Origin of the sequence: Amycolatopsis sp. A1MSW2902 (assembly GCF_017312175.1) — a bacterium.
Lineage (GTDB): Bacteria > Actinomycetota > Actinomycetes > Mycobacteriales > Pseudonocardiaceae > Amycolatopsis > Amycolatopsis nivea.
Genome location: NZ_QJPO01000003.1, coordinates 448,079 through 469,331, shown reverse-complemented (window position 1 = coordinate 469,331; position 21,253 = coordinate 448,079). Strand labels below are relative to the sequence as shown.

Below are 21,253 nucleotides of genomic sequence, written 5' to 3'. Positions count from 1 at the left end.
TGAAGGACTCCTTGAGGGAATCAGATTCCCCCAAGGAGTCCTTCACGGCGTTTCCGGCCCGCGTTCCTGGCTCCGCGGGCGAAACGTCGGCGATCCCGGCTCGCGGGTCGGCCGTGCGTGAGGGGAACCCTCACGGCTTTCCCGGCCGCGCCTCGCTCAAGCTCCCTACCCGGCCAGCGCCTTGCCCGAACACACCAGGCTTTCCAGCAACTCCACCGCTCGCCGCGCAGCCGGGTGCTCCGCGATCGGCTTCTTCACCGCCAGGCTGAGATGCCGCACCGGCACGGGAGAAGCCAGCGCCACGGTGGTGAGCCCGTCCGGCAGCTCGCCGATGCCGAGTTCCGGCACCACCGTCAGCCCGATTCCCGTTGCCACGAAAGACATCGCGGTGCGGTAGTCGTGCGTCTCGACGACGAAACTCGGCGAGAACCCGGCTTGCGTGCAGGCGTTGAGCAGCACCTGCCGGCACGGGCCTTCGCGCAGGTCGTTGTCGACCCAATGCCGTTCGGCGAGAGCGGCCAGCGGCACCTCCGGCAGCCCGGCGAGCGGGTCGTCCCGGCGGACGACCGCCAGGTACGGGTCCTCGGCCAGCCGGTGCACGACGACCGACCCGGGATGCTCGGCCCCGGTTTCCTCCACGAAGATGTCGATGTCCGGGTCGCCCGGGGTGAACTCGGTCAGCATCAGGTCCAGCCGCAGGCCGGGGAATTCGGTGCGCAGCGCGGCGACGGTCGGGGCCAGCCAGGTCGAGCCTGCCGAGCCGAAGTAGCCGATCGAGAGGCGGCCGACGCGTCCGGCGCGCAGTTCGCTCACCACCTGCTCGACCCGGCTGAACGCCTCGAACAGCGTCTCGGCCTCGGCGGCGAGGGTGCGCCCGGCCTCGGTGGGCTCGATGCCGCGGCCGGATCGTTCGAACAGCTGCAGCCCGGTCTCCCGTTGCAGCGTGGTGATTTGCTGGCTCACCGCGGACGGCGTGTAGCCGAGCGCGGCGGCGCTCGCGCGGATCGACCCTGACGCGACGACTGCGCGCAGCACGCGGAGCCGGGGAATGTCCAGCATGCGGCGAATGTACAGCACTCCTTAACGGAGGTACAGAACTCATCGCTTGTGCTGTACAGCTGACCGAGGCGACGATGGCCAGGTGACCGATCTCGTGGAAACCGTCCCGCCCGCCGGCAAGACCGACCTCGGCAAGATCGCGGCCGCCGCCGGGCTCGCCGTCGTGCTGTGGGCTTCGTCGTTCGTCGCTATCCGCAGCGTTGGGCACGCGCTGTCCCCGGCGCCGCTGGCGTTGCTGCGGCTCGCCGTCGCAGCCGTCACCCTGACCGTGTTCGCCGTGGCCAAGGGCGCGGTTCGCGTCCGGCTGTCGCGCAAGGCGTTCCTGCTGGTCGCGGCCTACGCCGTGCTGTGGCTGGTCGCGTACACCGTCGTCCTCAACGCGGGGGAGCGGCACGTCGACGCCGGGACCGCGGCGCTACTGGTGAACCTGGCACCGCTGATGGTCGCCGTCGCGGCGGGGAAGTTCCTCGGCGAAGGCTTCTCGCGCTCGCTCGTCATCGGCTCGCTCGTCGCGCTGGGCGGGGCCGCGCTGATCGCGACCGGAGCCACCGGAAGCAACGACTGGGCCGGCGTGCTGCTGTGCTTGCTGGCCGCCGTGCTCTACGCCGCCGGAGTCATGGTCCAGAAGATCACGTTGCGCCACGTCGACGGGCTGACCGCGATCTGGCTCGGCTGCGTCGTCGGCACCGTGGTTCTCCTGCCGTGGGCACCGCAGTTGGTCAGCGAACTGCAGGTGGCACAGGCCGACGCGGTGCTCGGCAGCGTCTACTTGGGAGTGTTCCCGACCGCGGTCGGCTTCACCGCGTGGGCATACGCGCTGCGTCGCACGGACGCGGGTCGGCTGACGATGGTGACCTACGCCGTGCCCGCGGTGGCCGTGCTGCTGTCCTGGCTGCTGCTCGCCGAAACCCCGACCGCGTACGGACTCGTCGGCGGCGTGCTCTGCCTGGCCGGCGTGGCGATCTCCCGCCGTCGTTAACGGCGTCCCCACCCCGACACGAGGGGATAGGACGACACGGTGAACCGCGGATCGGCGAGCACCCGGCGGAACTGCTCGATGTCCTCCGGAGGCACGCCGTCCGCGGCCAGCTTTTCGGCCAGTTCCACCGAATTCGCCGCCAGCAACCGGATTTCCGGCCCGCCGCCCGGCCACCGGGTCGTGACCCGTGCGCTGCCGACCTCGCGCAACCCGGCCCCGGCGAGCACCTCCGGCAGCCGTCCGGCCCATTCGACGTCGCTGCCCGCTCGTTCGAGCAGGTCCAGGATCCGGCCTTGTACGGCACGGAAAACCGTCGCACTGGTCTCATCAGGCGTCGCGAGCACGGTTTGCCCGCGCGGTTCGATTTCTTCGAGGACCAGCCAACCGCCGGGCGCGAGGGCGGCGGCGAGTTTCGCGACTAGCTCGTCCCGCTCCGGGAAGTGGATCAGCACCAGGCGGGCGTGGATCAGGTCGAATTTCCGGTCCGGGACCGGCTCCGCGCGGACGTCGTGGCGCACCGCCGAAGCGTTCGCGGGAAGGTCGGCGAGCAGCCGGGTGTCGAGGTCGGTGGCCAGCACGTGCCCGTCCGGACCGACCTGCCCGGCCAGCCACCGGGCGACCGACCCGCCGCCCGCGCCGATTTCCCAGCAAGACCATCCCGGGCCGACGCCGAGTTTCCCCAGGTGCTCGAACGTTGTCCGGTCGTAGCTGGCTTCCAGTGCGGACATCCGGTCGCTCGCCGGGGCGCTCGCGTTGTCGAACGGGTACTCGTCGGCCATTCCGCCACCCTGCCAGCATCCGCGCGGCGGCGCTGGCAGGATGACGGAAGTCTCAGCAGGTTTCGCGGACGTAGCCGGATTCGCCCTTCGGCGTGACGTCCCGGTCGCGCCGGACGACGCTCAGGCTGCTGCCCCACTTGGCGCACGCGTTGTGCAAACCGTCCGAGGTGTATTCGATGACGATCACGTGGTCGCCGAAATACTGGGTGTATTCCGCGCAATTGTCCTGCTCGCCGCATTCCTCGGCGACGGCGAAGTCCAGCCCGTTGTCCGTCCGCGACGAGGACAGTTCCGAGGTGTTCTTCTGGGCGATCGCCAGGCCTTTCCCGTGCGCGCGCGAGGAAAGCAGCTTGACGAGGTCCTGCGCGTTCCGCGCGCTGAGCAGGCCTTGGGACCGGGTGAAGCTGTCGTAGTTGTCCGGCTCGATCGCCTGGTAGCCCTTGCCGGCGCACTCGTCGATCCACCCGCCGACCTTGTCCGCGATCCGGCTCCGCTTGTCCGCGGTGCGCAGGTCGAGCAGCGCCTCGTTCCAGTCGGGATCCATGACGACGTCGCCGTTGCCGTCGCGCAGGACCAGGTCGCCCCATTCGCCCTCGGCGCCGGGCTGGGCCTGGAAAGCGTTGACGTAGCAGATGTTGTACACCCCGGCGGCGGCCGGGGCGCTGTGGTCGCGGCTGACCGCCTGGACGCCCGACGGCGGGGTGTACGGACCGCCGATCTGATAGTCGAACCCGGCATGCGGGGCGGGCAGCGTGACGCTGTGCGGCGCGGGGAGCGGTGCGCTCTCCGCCGGGCCGGCCGCCCCGAGCGCGCACGCCGAACTGCCGACGAGCAGCGCGGCCGCCGCGGTTCCCCGAGAAATCCGACCAGGAAGCGAATGCATCTGGTGACTCCAGCGATGGTGAGTACGGCCCCGCCTCGGAGGGTTCGAAGACATCCTGGCGACTGGGTCCGGGCTCGCGGGGCATTCCGCATTACCGGCTGGGCGTACTTCTGGTGCCTGCCCGTCCGGCAGGCACCAGAAGTTTAGCGGATCACCGCGCCGCGCCGTCAAGACTCGTTAGCTGCCCAGGGTTTTCCGCAATCCGGGCTGGAGCGCGTCGCCGTGCGCGCGCACCATTTCGTCGCACAGTTCCCAGATCCGCTCGACCGGAAGCGCGGCCGCCGTCGCGGGATCGGCCATCGCGGCGTGGCGGATGTGCCGGGGATCGTCCTCGACCGCGGCGCGCACCACGAGTTCGGTCGTGCTCAGGTAGGTGCGGTTGAGCGCCGCCAGCTGCGGCGGAAGCGCGTCGACGCGGGTGGGGCGGATGCCGGTCGCGTCGGCGAGACACGGCACTTCGACGGCTCCGGTCGCGGGGAGATTCGGGATCAGCCCGCGGTTGAGCACATTGCCGTAAACGGTCCGCGGCGTCCCGGTGACGACACTGTGGATGATTTGCGGCGCGTATTCGTTGGTGCCCTCGACGGTGAGCGGTTCGTCGCGTTCGATGGCTTGACGAGTGTGTTCGTATTCGGCTTCGTTCTCCGCCACGACGTCCAGATACGCGCCGATCGGCAGCCGCAGCCGTTCGATTTCGCTGGCGTGGCCCAGATACCAGGGCACGTATTCGGACGAGTGCTCGCTGGTTTCGGTGGGGTAGTAGCCGAGCCGCCGGAACATGTCGAACCGCACGCGCCGCCGCAGCTGCGGGTCTTCGGCGAGTTCGGCGAGCCGCGGGTACAGATCGTTGCCCTGATGCTCCAGACGCAGGATCCAGGCCTGGTGGTTGATGCCCGCGGCGTGGTAGGTGACCTCGGACAGCGGCACCTCCAGCAGCTTGGCCAGGTCGTGCACGGTCCAGTACACCGAATGGCACAGGCCGACCACGCGGTCCGGGCCGAGCGTTTCGGAGAGGTACTGCACGTTCATCGCCATCGGGTTCGTGTAGTTCAGCAGCCACGCCCGCGGGCACACCTGCGCGATGTCCTCGCCGAGTTCGCGCAGGAACGGGAAAGTGCGCAGAGCCCGGAAGATCCCGCCGACGCCAAGCGTGTCGCCGATGGTCTGCTTCACGCCGAACCGCGCCGGAATGTCGAAGTCGACGCGGGTGGCTTCGCCCATTCCGATTTGGACCATGTTGACGACGAAGTCCGCGCCTTCCAGGGCTTCGCGACGGTCGAGGTGCGCGGTGAGGAGGGGCTTGGCGCCGCGGGTTTCGGCGATGCGACCGGCCGCCGCGTGCGCGACGCGCAGGCGTTCCGGGTCGATGTCGTGCAGCGCGACGTGCACCTCGGCCAGTTCGGGATAGGCGAACAGGTCCGCGAGCAGGCCCTGGGTGAACACGACGCTGCCGGCGCCGATGAACGTGATCTTGGTGGTCATGCACTTTCCGTTTCAGTGAGGTGGAGCTCGTTCCAAGTCGGTTGGCCGTCGATCCCGCCGCGCGCGAGCGTCGAACGGCCGCCGCCTTCGACCCCGGCGCGCAGCGCGTCGGACAGCGGCAGCCCGCGCAGCATCGCGGCGAGGAACGCGGCGTTGAAGCTGTCTCCCGCTCCGACGGTGTCGAGCGGGGTGATCGGGGACGCGGGAACCGTGACGGTTTCGCCGCGGTGGCGGGCGATCGCGCCGTCAGCGCCGTTCTTGACGACGACCGTCGGCCCTTGTGCGGCGAGGTGCGCCACGGCGTCGAGCAGGCTGGATTGTCCGGACAGCTCGAGTGCTTCGGCGGCGTTGGGCAGGAGAAAGTCGGTCTCCTGAAGTACCAGCGCGATGCCGCTGGGATCCCACTGCCGCGCCGGGTCGTCGTTGGTGTCCAGCGACGTGGTCGCGCCGTGCGCCCGCGCGGTGCGGAACAGCTCCGGCAGCCCGGCGGCCAGCTTGGGCATCAGGAAGTAGGACGAGGCGTGGACGTGCCGCGCGTTCGCGAGCAGCTCAGCCGGGACGTCCGCCGCCGACACCGCGTCCAGCACTCCGGAGCTGGTGATGATCGCCCGGCTGTCGTCGCGGGTCAGGATCGCGGTGAGCGGGGTCGGCAACGACGGATCCACGGTGAGGGCCTGGGTGTCGACGCCGCGTTCGTCGAGGATGTCCCGGACGAAGCGACCGGCGGCGTCGTCGCCGACCCGCCCGGCGAAGGCGACGTCGAGCCCCAGCCGGGCGGCCCCGGCGGCGGTGATCGCGGCGGACCCGCCGAGCGTGAGCGAGCCGTGGCCGACGAGGTTCTCCCGTTGCCGGAAGTCGAGGTCCCCGGTCAGCGGCCCGAGGACGACGTCGGGGTTGACGTCGCCGAGCACGAGCAGGTCGAAGCGGTGCGGCATGCGTGGTTCCTCTGGAGGAGTGCGGTTCAGCCTTTGAGGCCGCTGGAGGTGATGGACTGGATGAAGGTTTTCTGCGCGCCGAGGAAGGCCAGCAGCACCGGCAGCACGGTGATGACGTTCCCGGCCATCACCGCCGCCCAGTTGGTGTGGTGCTGTCCCTGGAAGGTGGTCAGGCCGAGCTGCAGCGTGTACTGGGTGTCGTGGTTGATCGCGATCAACGGCCAGGTCAGGTCGTTCCAGGTGCTGAGGAAGGTCAGCACGGCGACGGTGCTCAGCGCGGGCCGGGACAGCGGGAGCACGATCCGGATCAGCACCCGCAGCCGCGAGCAGCCGTCGATCCAGGCCGCCTCCTCCAGTTCGCGGGGCAGCGACAGGAAGAACTGCCGCAGCAGGAACACCGCGAACGGCGTGACCAGCGACGGGACGATCAGCGCGCCGAGCGAGTCGATGAGGCCGAGCTTCTTCATCACCAGGAACGTCGGGATCATGGTCAGCTGGAACGGCACCGCCATGGTCGCCATCATCAGCCCGAGCATCACCTTCGAACCGCGGAACCGCATGCGGGCGAACGCGTAGCCGCCGAGCGAGCCGAAAACGAGGTTGGCCGCCACGGTCACCACCGACACGATGAGCGAGTTGGTGAACCAGCGCAGGAACAGCGCGTTCTCCAGCACGTAGCGGTAGCCGGAGAAGTCGATCCCGGACGGCCACAGCGACGGCGGGAACCGGTTGATCTCCGCGTTGCTCATCACCGAGCTGAGCAGCAGCCACACCAGCGGGGCGGCGAACACCAGCGCCAGAGGCGCCAGCAGCAGATGCCACGGGCTGAATGGCAGCCGCCAGCGCCTCGGCTGGCGGATCACGCCGGGCAGTTGAGATGCGGAAACCGGGGCAACGTGGGCGCGCGTGGTCATCGGATCTCCTTGTCGCGGCGCAGCAACCGGACGCCCAGCCCGAGCGCCAGCAGCACGACGGCGAGCACGTAGGCCGCGGCGGCGCCGTATCCGGCGGTGAAGTTCTGGAAGGCCTGCTGCCAGATGAAGTAGACGATCACCGTGGTCGAGCCGAGCGGTCCGCCCTTGGTGGTGACGTACGTCAGGTCGAACACCTGGAGCGATTGGATCAGCTGCCACAGCGTCAGGAACGTGGTCACCGGCAGCACGGCGGGCAGGGTGACGTGCCGGAGGATCCGGAACGGACCGGCGCCGTCCAGCCGCGCGGCTTCGATCAGCGACGGCGGCACGTCCTGGAGCGCGGCCAGGAAGACCACCATGCAGAACCCGGTGCCGCTCCACAGCGTGATGGCCACGAGGACCAGCAACGCCTGCGACGGGTCGGTGAGAAACCCTTGCGGGCTCAGGCCGATCCGGTGCAGCAGCGAGTTGGCGACGCCGAACTCCGGGTCGAGGATGAACGAGAACAGTACGCCCTGCGCGGTGGCCGACAGCACGAACGGAACGAACATCAACGTCCGGTACGCGCCGATGAAGCGCACCCGCCGGTTCAGCGCGAGCGCCAGCGCGAGGCCGAGCACGATGCTCAGCGGAACGTATAACGCCGTGTACAGCAGCGTGTTGCCGACCGCTTGGCCGAAGTGCGGGTCCTGCGCGAGCGCCGCGTAGTTGTCGACGCCGACGAAGCGGGACGGGGTGACGAGGTCGTCGGCCTGGAACGACAGGATCAGCGACCACACCACGGGCACCAGGCCGAGGCCGATGATGACGACGACCGACGGGCTCAGATACGCCCAGGCGGCGGCGGTTTCGCGGCGGCGGCGGGTCTTGGCGGCCGGAGCGACTGTGATCGGGCCGGGATGTACGGACATGGGCGGGGTCCTATCGGGGGATGATGAGGGCGGCGTTGGCCGCGGAAGCGCAGTCGCGCATGGCGTCGGCGGGGGTCGCGCGCCCGAGCAGCACCGAGACGATCGCCGCGGCGACGGCCTGGGAAACCTGCGGGTAGGCGGGGTGGTTCGCGCGGACGTGCGAGTTGTCGAGCGACTTGACGAACACGGAAAGCCCTGCGGTGTCCTGGGTTTTCTGCTGCCACTCCGGAAGCCGCTGCGATCCGGCGCTCAGCGGGAGGCTGCCGGCGCCGACGTCCCAGACGACGTCCTGCTTGGGCGCGGTCAGCCACCGCAGGAACGTCTTGGCCGCGGTGAGCCGCCGGTCGCCGTTGTCGAAGACCGTCCAGGTGTCGGGGCCGGAGATGGTGATCGGCTTTCCGGTGAACGTCGGCAGCGGGACGATCTGGTAGTCGATTCCGGCGTCGGCGATGTCGGGCAGCTGCCACGGGCCAGTCGGCACCATCGCGATCCGGCCCGAGGCGAAGGCCTGGTACATCTGCTCGGAGCCGGGTTTCGGGTCGATGTAGACACTGCGGTCGACAGCCAGGTTCCGGATCACTTCGAGCGCTCGCACGCCGCTGTCGGCGAAGCCGATGCTACGGCCGTCCTGGCCGACAATGGTGCCGCCGAGGTCCCAGATCATCGGCCACAGCCGCCAGACCGTGTCCTCGTCGCCCGCGCCTGGCCAGGCCGTGCCGAACTGTCCCTGGTCGCGGTTGGTCAGTTTCTTCGCGGTGGCCACGAAATCCGGCCAGCGCCAGGATTCGTCCGGCAGCGGGACGCCGTGCTGCTGGAACAGTTTCTTGTTGCAGGCGACGGCCAGCGAGTCGAGCATCGCGGGCACGGCGCGGACGCGCTCGTTCACGGTGACCGCTTCGAGCGCGGGTTTCCAGAACTGGGTGCCGTCGTTGACGACGTCGCCCATGTCGGCCACGCGCGGGCTGCGGGCGATGCTGGCGAGGTCGGAGCCGAAGATGTACGCGATGTCCGGGTAGGAACCGGACGCGAGCGCCGCGGTCACCTTCTGCAGCATGGCGTCGGCCAGCACGCCGCCGCCCAGGTCGATCCGGATGCCGGGGTGCTCGCGCTGGAACGCGGCGACGAGCTGCTTGAGGACTTTGAGACCGGTGTCGCTCTGGCCGTGCCACATTTCGACGGTGACCGGTCCGGACGTGGCGGCGGGGGCCTCGGCGCACGCCGCGGCGGCGGGCACCAGGGCCATCGCCGCCGCGCCGCGGAGAAAACCGCGCCGGGTCAGGGTTCGCACGCGCATGGGAGTGTTTTCCTTCCCTTGCGCTAGCGGCGGGGTCATCTGCGATTTCCTTCCGGCGGGGAGAAATAGGCGGCCAGTTTTTCGGGCAGGGGAGGGACGTCGACCGGCCCGGAGCCGGAACGCAGGGACTGCGTGGCGAGCGCGCCCGCCGCCACGGCTTCGCGAGCGGCGATCGGGGACAGTTCCGGCGGGTCGCCGTGCACCACGTAACGCAGGAATTCGGTCATGGCAAGGAGATCCGCGTCCTGGTGTCCTGATGCGACACCGTCGATCGGGTACTCGCGGTCTCCGTCCAGCGCCCATCCGCGGCGGCGGTTCCACACCTTCACCACGCCGCCGCCGGTGTCGCCGAAGTTCTCCGCGCGGCCTTCGGTGCCGATCACCGTGTAGTTGCGCCAGTAGTCGGGGGTGAAATGGCATTGTTCGTAGCTGGCGAGGACGCCGTTGTCGAGTCGCATGTGGACCATCGAGAGGTCTTCGACGTCGACGACCGGGTTGAGGCCGGTCTGTGCGGCGGGAGGCCAGTTGTCGAAGGAAAACCAGTCGTCGGCGAGGCGGTCACCCTGGCCGCTCCGGTCGGTGATGCCACCGTAGACGGTCAGGTCGCCCATCGCGGTGACGCGGCGGGTGAAGCCTCCGGCGAGGTAGTGGATGACGTCGAGGTCGTGGCTGGCTTTCTGCAGCAGCAAGGAATTCACGCGACTGCGGTCGGCGTGCCAGTCCTTGAAGTAGTAATCGCCGCCGTTGCCAACGAAATGACGGCACCAGACGGCTTTCACTTCGCCGATCTCGCCGCGCGTCACGACGTCGCGGAGCGTGCGGACGACGGCGGAGTGCCGGAAGTTGTGTCCAATGTAGAGCGGAGTGCCGGTTTCCTGTGCGGCGGCGAGGACCGCGTCCGCGTCGGGAAGCGTTGTGGCCAGCGGCTTTTCGAGGTACACCGCGACTCCGGCGCGGAGCAGGTCGACGGCGATCTCGGCGTGCGTCCAGTCCGGCGAGGTCACGATCGCGGCGTCGACCAGGTTCGCGAGTTCCCGGTGTCCCGGCACGATCTCGATGCCGCCGAACATTTCATGCGCTCGCGCCTGGCCGCGCTCGTCGGGATCCGATGCGGCGACCAGTTCCGCCGCGACGCCGGATTCCGCCACGTGCCGGGCGATCCCGGCCCGCAGGCCGACACCGACCACACCGACCCGCAGCATCCCGGGGTTCACCACCGCGCCACCTCACCTCTGCGTGATATTGATCTGCATGATGGCAAAACAATCATAAATGCGCAATGGTGCGAGTCTGCTCATGGGGCGATGACCGCTCCGGGGAGGTCGCGGCGAGGTCGGCGGGCTCTCCCTTGTGGACGGTGGTGCGGTGCCACCCGCGGATGCCGAGTCGGCCAGTTCGCAGGTCGCGACGATCTTGACCTGCGCATGGACCGACGGCTCGCAGGCGTTGGCGAGGGCGGTCGGACTGGGCTTGCCGGACCTGCACGCTCTTGTCCAGCGCGAGGGCGACCCCGTTGGGCTCCGCCGTTTCGCCTGGTCGCGGCAGGTCTGCGGCATGGACGGCAGTCTTGTGCTGCGGCGGCAGGTCTGCGGCGCGGGCGGCAGTCTTGTGCTGCGGCGGCAGGTCTGCGGCGCGGGCGGCAGCTTTGTGCTGCGGCGGCAGCTCGTCCCCGGCGTCCTCCACGGCGTGGGCGGTGGTCTTGTATTGCAGCGGCAGTTCGTCCCCGGCGGTGCCGTGCGGCGCGGGTGGGCGATCAGCCGCTGGTCGGCGAGGATCGAGGGATCCCGCCGCGCGGTCGCGAGCGCGTCGCCGATCTCCGCGATCGCGCCGCTGCCCCGGTAGCCCGCTCATTCGAGCAGGACGTTCGCGTGTTGCCGGGGCGTCATGCCGGGTCTCTCGTTCCTGGTCGGAGGCGGTCCGGTGCTCATCCTAGAGCCCGCGCTGACTCGACTTTGTGATTGAATCTGCGCTATAACGCAAGTAGCAAGCAAAAACACTCAAGCAGAGTGCCGGAGTCGGTCACGTCTCCCGCCCTGGATCGAAAGGCCTCCATCCCGTGTCCTCCCTTCCGGATGCTCCCGGCTCCTTCGTGGCCGCCGAACTGGCTTCCCAGCCCGAAATGTGGCGCGCGGCGGCCGCGCTGGCCCCGTCCGCCGCGCTGCCTCAGCCGGGCGAACGAGTGGCCGTCGTCGGCTGCGGCACCAGCTGGTTCATCGCGATGAGCTACGCCGTCGCCCGCGAACAACGCGGTCACGGGGTCACCGACGCCTTCGCCGGCTCCGAATACCCGGCCTCGCGCGAGTACGACCGCGTCGTGGCGATTTCCCGTTCCGGCACCACGACCGAGATCATCGACCTGCTCACCGCGATGCCCGCGCAACGCACCGTGCTGATCACCGCGGTCGGTGACAGCCCCGCTGCGGCGGTCGCGGACGAGGTCGTCGAACTCTCCTTCGCCGACGAACAATCCGTGGTGCAGACCCGCTTCGCCACCACCACGCTCGCCCTGTTGCGCGCCGGTCTGGGCGACGACATCGACCAGCTCGCCACGTCCTGTGCGGACGCGCTGACCGAACCGATCGACGACCTCCTCGACGCCGAACAGGTCACCTTCATCGGCCGTGGCCCGGCGGTGGGCTTGGCTTGCGAAGCTGCACTGAAAACCCGCGAAGCCGCACAGTTCTGGGCCGAGTCGTACCCCGCCATGGACTACCGCCACGGCCCGATCGCGATCGCTCAGCCGGGCCGTCTCGTGTGGTCGCTGGGCGAGGCCCCGGCCGGACTCGCGGACGACGTCGCCCGCACCGGCGCGCGTTTCGTCCACCACGACCTGGACCCGCTCGCCGCACTCGTGGTGGCGCAACGCTTCGCCGTCGCACTGGCGGCCCGGCGCGGCCTGGATCCCGACCGTCCGCGCTCGCTGACGCGCTCGGTGATCCTCGTCTGATGATCGTCACGCTGACGCCGAACCCGGCCATCGACGTCACCTACCGGGTCGGCACTCACACGCCCGGCGAGACGAACCGGGTGCTGGAGGTGCAGCGACGGCCGGGCGGCAAGGGCGTGAACGTGGCCCGGGTGCTCGCCGCGGTGGACGTCCCGGTCCGGACGCTTCTCCCGCTGGGCGGCGACGCGGGCCGGTGGCTCGGGGGAGCGCTGGATGTGCCGTTCGAGGCCGTCCCGATCTCCGGCGAAACCCGGACCACCGTGACGGTAACCGGGGACGGCCATCCGACGGTCTACACGGAACCTGGCCCGGAAGTGTCCGAAGAGGAATGGAGAGCTTTCGGCTCGCACCTGTTGAACTGCCTGTCTGCGGCCGACCTGCTGGTTGTCTCCGGATCCCTGCCCCGGGGCGCCTCGCCGGACCTGGTCGCCGACTGGGTCCGCATCGCCCGGGAAGCTGGGGTGCGGACGCTGGTCGACGCCTCCGGCCCGGCGCTGCTGGCCGCCGCCCGAGCAGGTGCGGTAGTGAAGCCGAACCAGGCCGAACTCCTCGCCGCGACCTCTGCCGCCGACGAGGCTGCCGGTGCCGCGGCCCTGCTCCGGCTGGGCGCACAACTGGTCGTCGTCTCGCGCGGGGCTGACGGCATCGCCGCCTACACCTCCGGTGGCGTCTTCGCCGTCCCCGCCATCCCTGATGTGCAGGGCAACCCCACCGGCGCCGGGGACGCCGCGACGGCCGGGCTGGCCGTCGCCCTCGCCGCCGGCCGCCCCCTGATCGAAGCCCTGCACAACGCCGCCGCCCTGGGTGCCGCGGCCGTCCTCCGCCCGGTTGCCGGAGAAGTCGATCTCGCCGCGTACCGCCGATTCCTGAACGGAGCCCCCGCATGATCACCCGCCCCGACCTGCCGACGCTGCTGACCGCCGCCCGCGAGCGCGGTTCCGCCGTGGGCGCGTTCAACGTGATCCTGCTGGAACACGCCGAGGCCATCGCCGAAGGCGCGGAACAGGCCGGATTGCCGGTGGTGCTGCAGATCAGCGAAAACTGCGTCCGCTACCACGGCGGACTGGCCCCGATCACCGTGGCGTCCCGGGAAATCGCCCGCCGCGCGTCGGTCGACGTGCTGGTGCATCTGGACCACATCGAAGACCCGGAGCTGATCCGCGAGGGCATCGCACTGGGCGTGGACAGCGTGATGTACGACGGGTCGCATCTGCCATACGAGGAAAACCTGCGCACGACCCGGGAAATCGCCTCGCGCTGTCACGACGCGGGCGTGGCGGTGGAAGCTGAACTGGGGGAGGTCGGCGGCAAGGACGGGGTACACGCGCCCGGCGCCCGCACCGACCCAGCCGAAGCGACGGACTTCGTGACCGCAACCGGCGTGGACGCACTCGCGGTGGCCGTCGGAACGTCCCACGCGATGGTGGAACGAACGGCCCAGGTAGACCGCGCACTGGTCGCCCGATTGCGAGATGCGGTACCGGTCCCGCTGGTATTGCACGGCTCGTCAGGCCTGTCGGACGAGGAACTGCGCGGGGCCGTGGGGAGCGGGATGGCGAAGGTTAATATCTCAACGCACCTGAATGGTCTGTTCACGCGGTCGGTCCGGCAGTTCCTGGAGGAACAGCCGGAGGCGGTGGATCCCCGAAAGTACGTTCGGCTGGGGAGGAGCGCGGTGGCTTCGGAGACTGCTCGGCTCCTGCGTTTGCTGGCTGGCTGAAGACCCGCAGCGGCATCTCTTCGTCGAACAGGTGCGGACGGCTCGACGGGACCGGGTACTCTTGGTATACCAAAGCGTCCCGTCGAGAAAGGTGCTCTCCGTGTTGATCCGTGACGTCCGTCCCTGGGGCGGTCAGCGCAGCGACGTCGAGGTGGCCGGCGGCCGGATCGTCGCGGTTCGTCCGCATGACCCGGCGGGGTTTGGCGGCGAGGTGGTCGACGTGGTCGAGGGGCGCGGGCGGCTGTTGTTCCCGTCCTTCAGCGACGTCCACGTGCACCTCGACTCGACGCGCATCGGGCTGCCGTTCCGGCCGCACACGGGGGCGCCGGGCGTCTGGGCGATGATGCTGAACGACCGCGAGAACTGGCGGAACGCCGAGGTGCCGCTGCCGGAACGCGTCGCGGGCACGTTGGAGCGGATGATCGCGAACGGGACCACTCGCGTGCGCACTTACGCGCAGGTCGACGTCGACTGCCAGCTCGAGAAGCTCGACGCGGTGCTCGCCGCCAAGGAGCGCTTCGCCGCGCACGCGGACGTTCAGGTGATGGCGTTTCCGCAGGCAGGGATCCTGCGCGAGCCCGGAACCGTCGACGTGCTGGAGGCCGCGCTGCGTTCGGGTGCGTCGGTGGTCGGCGGGATCGATCCGTGTTCGCTCGACAAGGATCCCAAGGGGCACTTGGACGTCGTGTTCGGGCTGGCCGAGAAGTACGGCGTCGAGGTGGACATCCATCTGCACGAGCCGGGGCATCTCGGGGTCTTTTCGACGGACCTGGTGATCGAACGCGTCCGCGCGCTGGACATGCGCGGCAAGGTCACCATGTCGCACGCGTACGAGCTGGGCTCGGTTTCGGAAGCGATGAGCCGCCGGCTGATCGACACGTTCGCGGAGCTGGACATCGCGATGGCGACCGTCGCGCCGTCCGTCGACCGGCAGTTGTCGCTGGCGGACCTGACGACCGCGGGCGTGCGCGTCGGGCTGGGGGAGGACGGGCAGCGGGACTACTGGAGCCCGTACGGCAACTGCGATCTCCTCGACCGCACGTGGCAGCTGGCCTTCACGCACGGGTTCCGGCGCGACGAGCTGATCGAGATGGCGCTGGCGGTCGCGACGATGGGCGGCGCGTCGATCATGAGCCACGACGTGCCCCGGCTGGCGGGGATCGCCGACCGGCCCGGTGTGGCGGTCGGCGACCGCGCGGATCTGGTGCTGGTGGACGGCGAGACGCCGACCAGTGCGGTGATGGACCGCGGCAAGGACCGGACGGTGCTGCACGACGGCGTCGTGGTGGCGGACGGTCTGGCGGTCGTCGACCTCTGACGAGGGGCGTGCCTCAGCCTCGCGGAGAGTGCGCGGGGCTGAGGGGGCGTCGGGCCGGAGTCGCGTGCGGCTCTATCAGCATGGGCGGGGTCTCGCGAAGAGGGGCTGTGCCAGGTGATCCGAAAGTTGAGAAGCCAGTGCCGCGGCGAGCTCAGCGTTGCCAGAGTTGGGGTCTCACGAAGGTCGAAGGCGCAGCCCGACGCGGCGATCTCGGCATTGCCAGGACCTCGCGACGGCCGACGGCGTCAGTCCAGCGCAGCGAACATTGCCGCGGCCGGAATCTCGCGGCCACAACAGAACCAAGGTCAGCCCGCCTCCGCAGGATGTCGCCGCACCGCCTCGCTGGCCCCGGTCGCGAGATGGGCCAGCACCAGCCGTTCCACCCGTTCGACGTCCCGGTCGACGATCGCCTCGTACAGGAGTTCGTGTTCCGCCGCCATGGCTTCCAGGTCGTCGTGCTGGCCGAGCAGCCATCGCATCCGGCTGCGCAGCGTCCGCTCCAGTTCGCCGAGCAGTTCGTTCGCCGACAGCGACGTGACGACCTCGTGGAAATCCGCGGCTGCCCGGCGCGCGGACACCGCGTCGCCGACGCGGGCGGCGCGCAGTTCCGTGTCCAGCACCTCCCGCAGCCGCGCCAGGCCCTCGCGGGTGCGGCGCTGCGCGGCGAGCCGGAAAGTGAGGCCCTCGAACGCCGTGCGCACCTCGTTGAGGTCCGCGACGTCCGACGCGGTGAACTCCCGCACCACCGACCACGACCGCGGCCGCGGCGTCACCAGTCCCTCGTTTCCCAGCGCGCGCAACGCGTCCCGCACCGGCACCCGGCTCACGCCCATCTCCGCGGCCAGATCCCGTTCGACCAGCTTGCTGCCGGGAGCCCGGGTGCCGTCGAGGATCTCGTTGCGCAGCCGTTCCGTGACGCGCTCGGACTCCGACGCGAAACCCGGCTCCATCCGATCCCCTCCCGCCGCCGTCACCGACAGTATCGGCGAACCTCCTCCCAGGTTCCCGGAAAAACCCGTCCCCGGCAAGGTCTGGTCCCCAGATTCCGCCGTTTGGTATACCTAAATGTCCCGAGCGGAAGGAACCCGATGCGCACTCGCTGGCGTGCCCGCCATGTGCTGGCCCATCAGAACGGGCGGCACGCCCTGCTGGAAAACGGCGAGGTCGTCTGGGAGGACGACGTCGTCGCCTACGTCGGCCCGCGGTATGCCGGAACGGCCGATCTGGACGTCGACCTCGGCGAATCGCTCGTCCTGCCGGGCTTGATCGACCTCGACGCGCTGACCGACGTGGACCATCTCGTCCTCGATTCCTGGGCCACGGCAGACCGTGCGGCCGGACTGCAGTGGTCCGAGGACTACTTCGCGCACCGTCGCCGCGACGTCTTCACCCCGGAAGAACGGCAGACCATTCGCGAGTACGCGCTCGTTCAGCTGGCGCTGCACGGAATCACGACGTTCATGCCGATCGCGTCGGAAGTCCATTCGTCGTGGGCCGAGCCGTACGAGGAACTCGTCGCGATGGCGGACTTCTCGCGGAACCTCGGGCTGCGCGGATATCTGGGCCCGGCTTACCGATCCGGCGTCAACGTGGCCACTGTGGACGGTACCCGCACGGTCGCCTTTGACGAGCCCCGCGGCGCGGAGGGGCTAGCCGACGCACTGCGGTTCCTCGACCACGCAAAGGAACTCGACGACCCACTCGTCAACGGCGTCCTGCTGCCGTGCCGCATCGAGACGCTCACCGAAGACCTCATACGCGCCACCGCCGTCGCATCGCGCGAGCGCGACGTCCTGGTACGGCTGCACTGCCTGCAAGGCGTGCTCGAGCGCGAACTCATCCTCGACCGTTACGGCGTGACACCGCTGGAAATGCTGAAACGCACCGGCCTGCTCGGCGACCGGTTGCTGATCCCGCACGCCCAGGTCCTCGACCGCCATCCCGCAGTCCACGGCGAAGACCGAGGCGACGTCGCGACTCTGGCCGCGGCGGGCGCGTCGGTGATCCACTGCCCGCTCACGTCCTTCCGCTACGGCCACGCCCTGCGTTCGTTCCGCGACTACCGCGAAGCGGGCCTGAACCTGTGCCTGGGAACGGATTCCTTCCCGCCGGACTTGATCCGCGGCATGGATGTCGGCGTGCATCTGGCGAAGGTGATGGGCGACCGCGCCGACGCGGCCCCGGCGGAGTGGTACGTCGAAGCGGCGACGCTCGGCGGTGCCCGTGCACTCCGTCGCGACGACCTCGGCAAGCTGGCCCCGGGCGCGCAGGCGGACCTCGTCGCGTTCCACGTCGGCGACCTGCGCGACGGTGTGCAGGACGATCCGATCCGGACGTTCTTGCTCTCCGGAACCGCCCGGCAGGCAACGCATTCCGTCGTCGCGGGCCAGCCGGTGCTGGTGGACGGGCACCTTCCCGGCATCGACGAACCGGACCTCCGCCGCCGCGCGCAGGCGCTGTTCGAGAAGATGCGCGCCGCGTATCCGGAGCGGGACGTCGAACGCCGGGAGGCGGGGGAGTTGTTCCCTCCGACCTTCCCGGCGTTCCAGCAGTAGCGGCGCGGCGGGGCTATCGCCGCGAGACGACAGCCCCGCCCTTCACCACGAGCTGCCGCGGAGGATGCGACACGACGGCTTCGGCCGGATACTCCGCGGCTACGAGGAAGAAATCGGCGCGGTCGCCGATCCGCAGGCCGTAGTCCTTGAGCCGCAACGCTTTCGCGCCGCCGTACGTCGCCGCGTGCAGTGCGAGTTCGATCTCCGGGTCGGTCCGGAACGAGCTGCGGTACGCCAGGTGCATGGTGCGCGTCAGCATGTCCCCGTCGCCGTAGGGTCCCCACAGGTCGCGGATGCCGTCGTTGCCGCACGCGGCGTTCGCGCCCGCGGCTCGCATCTTGGCCAGCGGCGGCACCGGCCGGTCGTACACCGCCGCGGTGGTCAGCGTGATCTGCTACTCCGCGAGGCCTTCGAGCAGCCGGTCCTGCTGCGCGTCCGGGATGCCGCAGATGCCGAACGCGTGGCCGATCGCGACCTTCCCGGCAAGCCCGAGCGCCTTCGTCCGCTCGATGACGAGCTCGATTTCCCAGGCCCCGAGCGGACCTTCGTCGTGCAGGTGCAGATCGACGCCGCAGCCGTGCCGGGCGGCGATGTCGAAGATCGCGTCGAGGTGCCCGCGCGGATCGCGGTCGTAGCCCGCCGGGTCGATGCCGCCGACGTTCTCCACGCCGGACGCCACGGCCCGCTCCAGCAGTTCCAGCGTGCCGGGCCGGGTGAGCAGGCCGCCCTGGGGGAAGGCGACCTGCTCGACGGTGACCCGGCCGCGATGCCGCGCCGCCGCCTCCCGCACCGCCTCGATGCCGGACAGCCCCAGTTCGGGGTCGACATCGGTGTGCGCGCGGACGAAGGAGGTGCCGTTCGCGATCATCGTGTCGAGCAGCGCGGCCGCGGGTTCGGGCGAGGGGAGCCCGAATTCCTTGCGGCGGCGCTGTTCGTTCGAGATCCGGTCGGCGAGCACCGAACCCGAGGTGTTCGGCACCCAGGGGAGTCCCCACAAGGTTTTGTCGAGGTGGCAGTGCGCGTCGACGAGGCCGGGCAGCAGCAGCGCGCCGCCGCCGTCCTCGACGGGAACGTCCGCTTCGGTGGGCCCGAACCCGGCGATCCGGCCGTCGCGCACCAGCACGTCCGTCGGATCGCCGCCGCCGGGCCGGACGTTGCGCAGCAACAGGTTCACGCGACTCCCTCCACGGCCTCGGCCCGGACGGTCGGCTCGCGCCGCTCGGAGGTGGCGAGGCTGACGCCGACGGTGAGCACGACGTTGACGGCGATCGCCAGAAGCCCGGGATTGAGGCCCCACAACGTGTTCTTCGAAGCCAGGACCGTCCACGCGACGATCGCCACGCCGACCACGAGCCCGGTCGCCGCGCCCGCCTTGGTCAGCCGCCGCCACACGAGCCCCAGCACGATCGCCGGGAAGAACTGGGAGACGCCGTTCTGTCCGGTGAGCAGCAGGTTCACCAGCAGTGCGGGCTGGAAGATCGCGAACACCAGCGCCACCGCGGTCACCACGACGACCAGGGCGCGCGACAGCCGGAACACGCCGAGTTCGCTGGTCTTCGGCCGCAGGACGCCCTGGTAGACGTTGCGGGCCAGCAGCGTGGCGGATTGCAGGAGCAGCAGGCTGATCGGCACGATCGCGGCCAGCGCGCCTGCCCCGCCGACGAGACCGACCACCCACGACGGCATGGTCTTCAACGTCAGCGAAAGCAGCGCGCCGTTGGTGCCGCTGCCCTTCAGCCCGGGCACGACGAGCACCGCGGCGAAGCCGACGAACAGCGTCAGCGCGATCAGGATCTGGTACAGCGGAAGGTAAATCGCGTTGCGCCGGATCGTCTGCTCGGACTTCGCGGTGTACATCGCGGCGAGTGCGTGCGGGAACATGAAGAACGCCGCGCTCGTGACGAGCAGGGTCGACATCATCCACGGCACGCCGAGCGGGCTGCCCGGCGCCGGGACGCCGAGGAAGCCGGGGTGCTGGGCCTGGACGGTGTCGACGAGATGCCCGAACCCGCCGAAGTAGTGCACCGGGATCGCGATGCCGACGACCAGCACGGTGCCGATCAGCAGGATGTCCTTGAGCACCGACACCCACGCGGCGGCTTTCATGCCCGACGCGTAGACGAACACCGCGATCAGCACGACCGCGAGCACCATGCTGGTGACCCGGTTGATGCCGGTCGTCGTCTCGACGATCTGGCCGAGGCCGAGCAGCTGCGCCTCGATGTAGGGGATCATGAACGCCACGCCGACGATCGCGGTCAGCGCGCCGAACCACGGGCTGCGGAAGCGGTGGGTGAAGAAATCCGCTTGAGTGACGAGGTTGTGCTTCTTCGCGTACCTCCACAATGGAGGGAGGAAGAAGTAGGACAGGACGAACGCGCACGTGCCGTAGCCGGCGATGTAGAACGCCGCGCCGCCGTTGGCGTAGGCGAATCCGGAGGCGCCGAGGTAGGTGAAGGTCGAGTAGGTCTCGCCCGCGGCGAGGACCCAGAACAGCAGCGTCCCGTAGGACCGGCCGGCGACCGTCCACTGTTCGAGGTTCATCTGCTTCCGGCCGCGCGCGGCGAGGCCGATGACCACCGCCAGCGCCACCACGGCCAGCGCGACGACTGCGCCCGCGTTCATCGCTGCTCCTGCTCGGTTTCGGCGGCGCCGGGGCGCCGGATGCGGTCGGCGACGCCGAGGAACACGGGCGTGAGGGCCACCCAGAGGAGGATCCAGAACCCGATCTCGGGCAGGAACCAGATCCGGCCGTCGCCGCTGAACCAGGGCAGGCCGGCGATCATCGCCACGTAAGGGGTGAAGGCCACCGCGGCCACCACTGCGGAACGCTTCATCGCGCACACCCTTCGTTGTTTGGTATACCATAAGCGCGGCCGGTGGCGGGTTGTCAAGGGCGCGGCCGGGAACGATGCGGGCTCGCGACCCGGGTGTCCGGCCGGGTGCCGCGATTTGTCCGATTTGGACGCTGGGCCGCTGGGCTGCGCTTTGGTAGACCGGATCGTGGGTGCCGAGCCGGGGTAAAACCGGTCGCTGGCGGGTCCTTTCGGCAGCTAGCTTGTGCCCTCGAGAAGGGGGACGAGATGGACAAGCCGACGACGGAGCTGTGGCGCCCGACCGGCCCGGCCGAACTGGAGCTGGTGCGCCGGTCCGGCTGGCGCGCGTGGCCGCCGCGGCTGCCGGACCAGCCGATCTTCTACCCGGTGCTGAACGAGGACTACGCGGTGAAGATCGCCCGGGACTGGAACGTCCGGTTCGACGGCACCGGTTACGTGACCCGGTTCCGGGTGGAAACAGCGTTCCTCGACCGCTATCCGGTGCGGCAGGCCGGCGGCGAGACGATCCTGGAGTTGTGGGTTCCTGCTGAGGAACTGGACGAGTTCAATGCGCACTTGGTCGGGGAGATCGAGGTCGTGCACGAGTTCCGCTGAGCAGTGCCCGAGGCGGGTCACTCACAGGGCCGCACTGGTCTGCGCT

Annotated in this window: 22 protein-coding genes; 8 read left to right on the top strand and 14 right to left on the bottom strand. The window is 69.8% G+C overall.

What is annotated here, in order from left to right; genetic code table 11:
- Nucleotides 1–165 precede the first annotated feature (165 nt).
- Nucleotides 166–1,059, bottom strand: coding sequence for a LysR family transcriptional regulator (locus tag DMP23_RS45290; protein WP_337824925.1), 894 nt, complete (start codon nucleotides 1,057–1,059; stop codon nucleotides 166–168).
- 82 nt (nucleotides 1,060–1,141) lie between these two features.
- On the opposite strand from DMP23_RS45290, the gene DMP23_RS45285 reads away from it, so the two are divergent.
- Complete coding sequence (locus tag DMP23_RS45285; RefSeq protein WP_337824924.1) at nucleotides 1,142–2,038, top strand: DMT family transporter; 897 nt, start codon at nucleotides 1,142–1,144, stop codon at nucleotides 2,036–2,038.
- Here the strand turns inward: DMP23_RS45285 and DMP23_RS45280 are convergent.
- The 8 genes from DMP23_RS45280 to DMP23_RS45245 all read right to left on the bottom strand — a co-directional run bounded on the left by DMP23_RS45280 (nucleotide 2,035) and on the right by DMP23_RS45245 (nucleotide 10,453).
- Nucleotides 2,035–2,817: a class I SAM-dependent methyltransferase gene (locus DMP23_RS45280; protein ID WP_337824923.1), complete on the bottom strand. Its 783-nt coding sequence runs from the start codon at nucleotides 2,815–2,817 to the stop codon at nucleotides 2,035–2,037. The two genes, DMP23_RS45285 and DMP23_RS45280, sit on opposite strands and share 4 nt — an antisense overlap.
- Before the next feature lie 52 nt (nucleotides 2,818–2,869).
- Nucleotides 2,870–3,700 (bottom strand): endo alpha-1,4 polygalactosaminidase, encoded by an 831-nt coding sequence (locus DMP23_RS45275; RefSeq protein ID WP_337824922.1) that lies wholly within the window; start codon nucleotides 3,698–3,700, stop codon nucleotides 2,870–2,872.
- Between the two features lie 177 nt (nucleotides 3,701–3,877).
- Nucleotides 3,878–5,182, bottom strand: coding sequence for an alpha-glucosidase/alpha-galactosidase (locus DMP23_RS45270; protein ID WP_337824921.1), 1,305 nt, complete (start codon nucleotides 5,180–5,182; stop codon nucleotides 3,878–3,880).
- Nucleotides 5,179–6,117 carry a carbohydrate kinase family protein gene (locus DMP23_RS45265; protein ID WP_337824920.1) on the bottom strand — a complete coding sequence of 313 codons (939 nt, stop codon included), beginning with the start codon at nucleotides 6,115–6,117 and terminating at the stop codon, nucleotides 5,179–5,181. Before DMP23_RS45265 ends, DMP23_RS45270 begins: the two co-directional genes overlap by 4 nt.
- A 26-nt stretch (nucleotides 6,118–6,143) precedes the next feature.
- A complete protein-coding gene (locus tag DMP23_RS45260) occupies nucleotides 6,144–7,031 on the bottom strand; it encodes a carbohydrate ABC transporter permease (RefSeq protein ID WP_037813004.1) in 888 nt (295 codons plus the stop codon).
- Nucleotides 7,028–7,942 (bottom strand): carbohydrate ABC transporter permease, encoded by a 915-nt coding sequence (locus tag DMP23_RS45255; protein ID WP_037813002.1) that lies wholly within the window; start codon nucleotides 7,940–7,942, stop codon nucleotides 7,028–7,030. The genes DMP23_RS45260 and DMP23_RS45255 overlap by 4 nt, the downstream gene beginning before the upstream one ends.
- A gap of 10 nt (nucleotides 7,943–7,952) precedes the next feature.
- On the bottom strand, nucleotides 7,953–9,236 hold the full coding sequence (locus tag DMP23_RS45250; protein ID WP_337824919.1) for an ABC transporter substrate-binding protein: 1,284 nt from the start codon (nucleotides 9,234–9,236) through the stop codon (nucleotides 7,953–7,955).
- 35 nt (nucleotides 9,237–9,271) lie between these two features.
- A complete protein-coding gene (locus tag DMP23_RS45245; RefSeq protein ID WP_337824918.1) occupies nucleotides 9,272–10,453 on the bottom strand; it encodes a Gfo/Idh/MocA family protein in 1,182 nt (393 codons plus the stop codon).
- Nucleotides 10,454–10,601: 148 nt separating this feature from the next.
- On the opposite strand from DMP23_RS45245, the gene DMP23_RS45240 reads away from it, so the two are divergent.
- From DMP23_RS45240 to DMP23_RS45220, 5 genes are all read left to right on the top strand, one after another.
- Nucleotides 10,602–11,078: a hypothetical protein gene (locus DMP23_RS45240; RefSeq protein WP_337824917.1), complete on the top strand. Its 477-nt coding sequence runs from the start codon at nucleotides 10,602–10,604 to the stop codon at nucleotides 11,076–11,078.
- A 277-nt stretch (nucleotides 11,079–11,355) separates the two neighbouring features.
- Complete coding sequence (locus tag DMP23_RS45235; RefSeq protein ID WP_337825133.1) at nucleotides 11,356–12,183, top strand: SIS domain-containing protein; 828 nt, start codon at nucleotides 11,356–11,358, stop codon at nucleotides 12,181–12,183.
- Complete coding sequence (locus DMP23_RS45230) at nucleotides 12,183–13,070, top strand: 1-phosphofructokinase family hexose kinase (RefSeq protein ID WP_337824916.1); 888 nt, start codon at nucleotides 12,183–12,185, stop codon at nucleotides 13,068–13,070. The genes DMP23_RS45235 and DMP23_RS45230 overlap by 1 nt, the downstream gene beginning before the upstream one ends.
- On the top strand, nucleotides 13,067–13,903 hold the full coding sequence (locus DMP23_RS45225; RefSeq protein WP_337824915.1) for a class II fructose-bisphosphate aldolase: 837 nt from the start codon (nucleotides 13,067–13,069) through the stop codon (nucleotides 13,901–13,903). Before DMP23_RS45230 ends, DMP23_RS45225 begins: the two co-directional genes overlap by 4 nt.
- A gap of 100 nt (nucleotides 13,904–14,003) precedes the next feature.
- On the top strand, nucleotides 14,004–15,221 hold the full coding sequence (locus DMP23_RS45220) for an amidohydrolase family protein (protein ID WP_337824914.1): 1,218 nt from the start codon (nucleotides 14,004–14,006) through the stop codon (nucleotides 15,219–15,221).
- A gap of 305 nt (nucleotides 15,222–15,526) precedes the next feature.
- On the opposite strand, the gene DMP23_RS45215 is transcribed toward DMP23_RS45220, so the two are convergent.
- A complete protein-coding gene (locus tag DMP23_RS45215; protein WP_337824913.1) occupies nucleotides 15,527–16,171 on the bottom strand; it encodes a GntR family transcriptional regulator in 645 nt (214 codons plus the stop codon).
- 138 nt (nucleotides 16,172–16,309) lie between these two features.
- Between DMP23_RS45215 and DMP23_RS45210 the strand changes: the two genes are divergently transcribed.
- Nucleotides 16,310–17,776 (top strand): chlorohydrolase family protein, encoded by a 1,467-nt coding sequence (locus DMP23_RS45210; protein WP_337824912.1) that lies wholly within the window; start codon nucleotides 16,310–16,312, stop codon nucleotides 17,774–17,776.
- A gap of 13 nt (nucleotides 17,777–17,789) precedes the next feature.
- On the opposite strand, the gene DMP23_RS45205 is transcribed toward DMP23_RS45210, so the two are convergent.
- From DMP23_RS45205 to DMP23_RS45190, 4 genes are read right to left on the bottom strand one after another with little or no spacing between them, the layout of a single operon-like run.
- Nucleotides 17,790–18,146 carry an amidohydrolase family protein gene (locus tag DMP23_RS45205; RefSeq protein WP_337824911.1) on the bottom strand — a complete coding sequence of 119 codons (357 nt, stop codon included), beginning with the start codon at nucleotides 18,144–18,146 and terminating at the stop codon, nucleotides 17,790–17,792.
- A 24-nt stretch (nucleotides 18,147–18,170) separates the two neighbouring features.
- On the bottom strand, nucleotides 18,171–18,950 hold the full coding sequence (locus DMP23_RS45200; protein ID WP_337824910.1) for a hypothetical protein: 780 nt from the start codon (nucleotides 18,948–18,950) through the stop codon (nucleotides 18,171–18,173).
- Entirely contained in the window at nucleotides 18,947–20,401 is a 1,455-nt protein-coding gene (locus DMP23_RS45195; protein WP_337824909.1) for a sodium:solute symporter family protein, read from the bottom strand. The genes DMP23_RS45200 and DMP23_RS45195 overlap by 4 nt, the downstream gene beginning before the upstream one ends.
- On the bottom strand, nucleotides 20,398–20,613 hold the full coding sequence (locus DMP23_RS45190; protein ID WP_037812989.1) for a hypothetical protein: 216 nt from the start codon (nucleotides 20,611–20,613) through the stop codon (nucleotides 20,398–20,400). The genes DMP23_RS45195 and DMP23_RS45190 overlap by 4 nt, the downstream gene beginning before the upstream one ends.
- A 246-nt stretch (nucleotides 20,614–20,859) precedes the next feature.
- Here DMP23_RS45190 and DMP23_RS45185 point away from each other — a divergent pair, with 246 nt between their 5' ends.
- The gene (locus DMP23_RS45185) at nucleotides 20,860–21,207 is read left to right on the top strand and encodes a hypothetical protein (RefSeq protein WP_336159415.1); all 348 of its coding nucleotides are present in this window, start codon (nucleotides 20,860–20,862) and stop codon (nucleotides 21,205–21,207) included.
- Nucleotides 21,208–21,253: the final 46 nt, after the last annotated feature.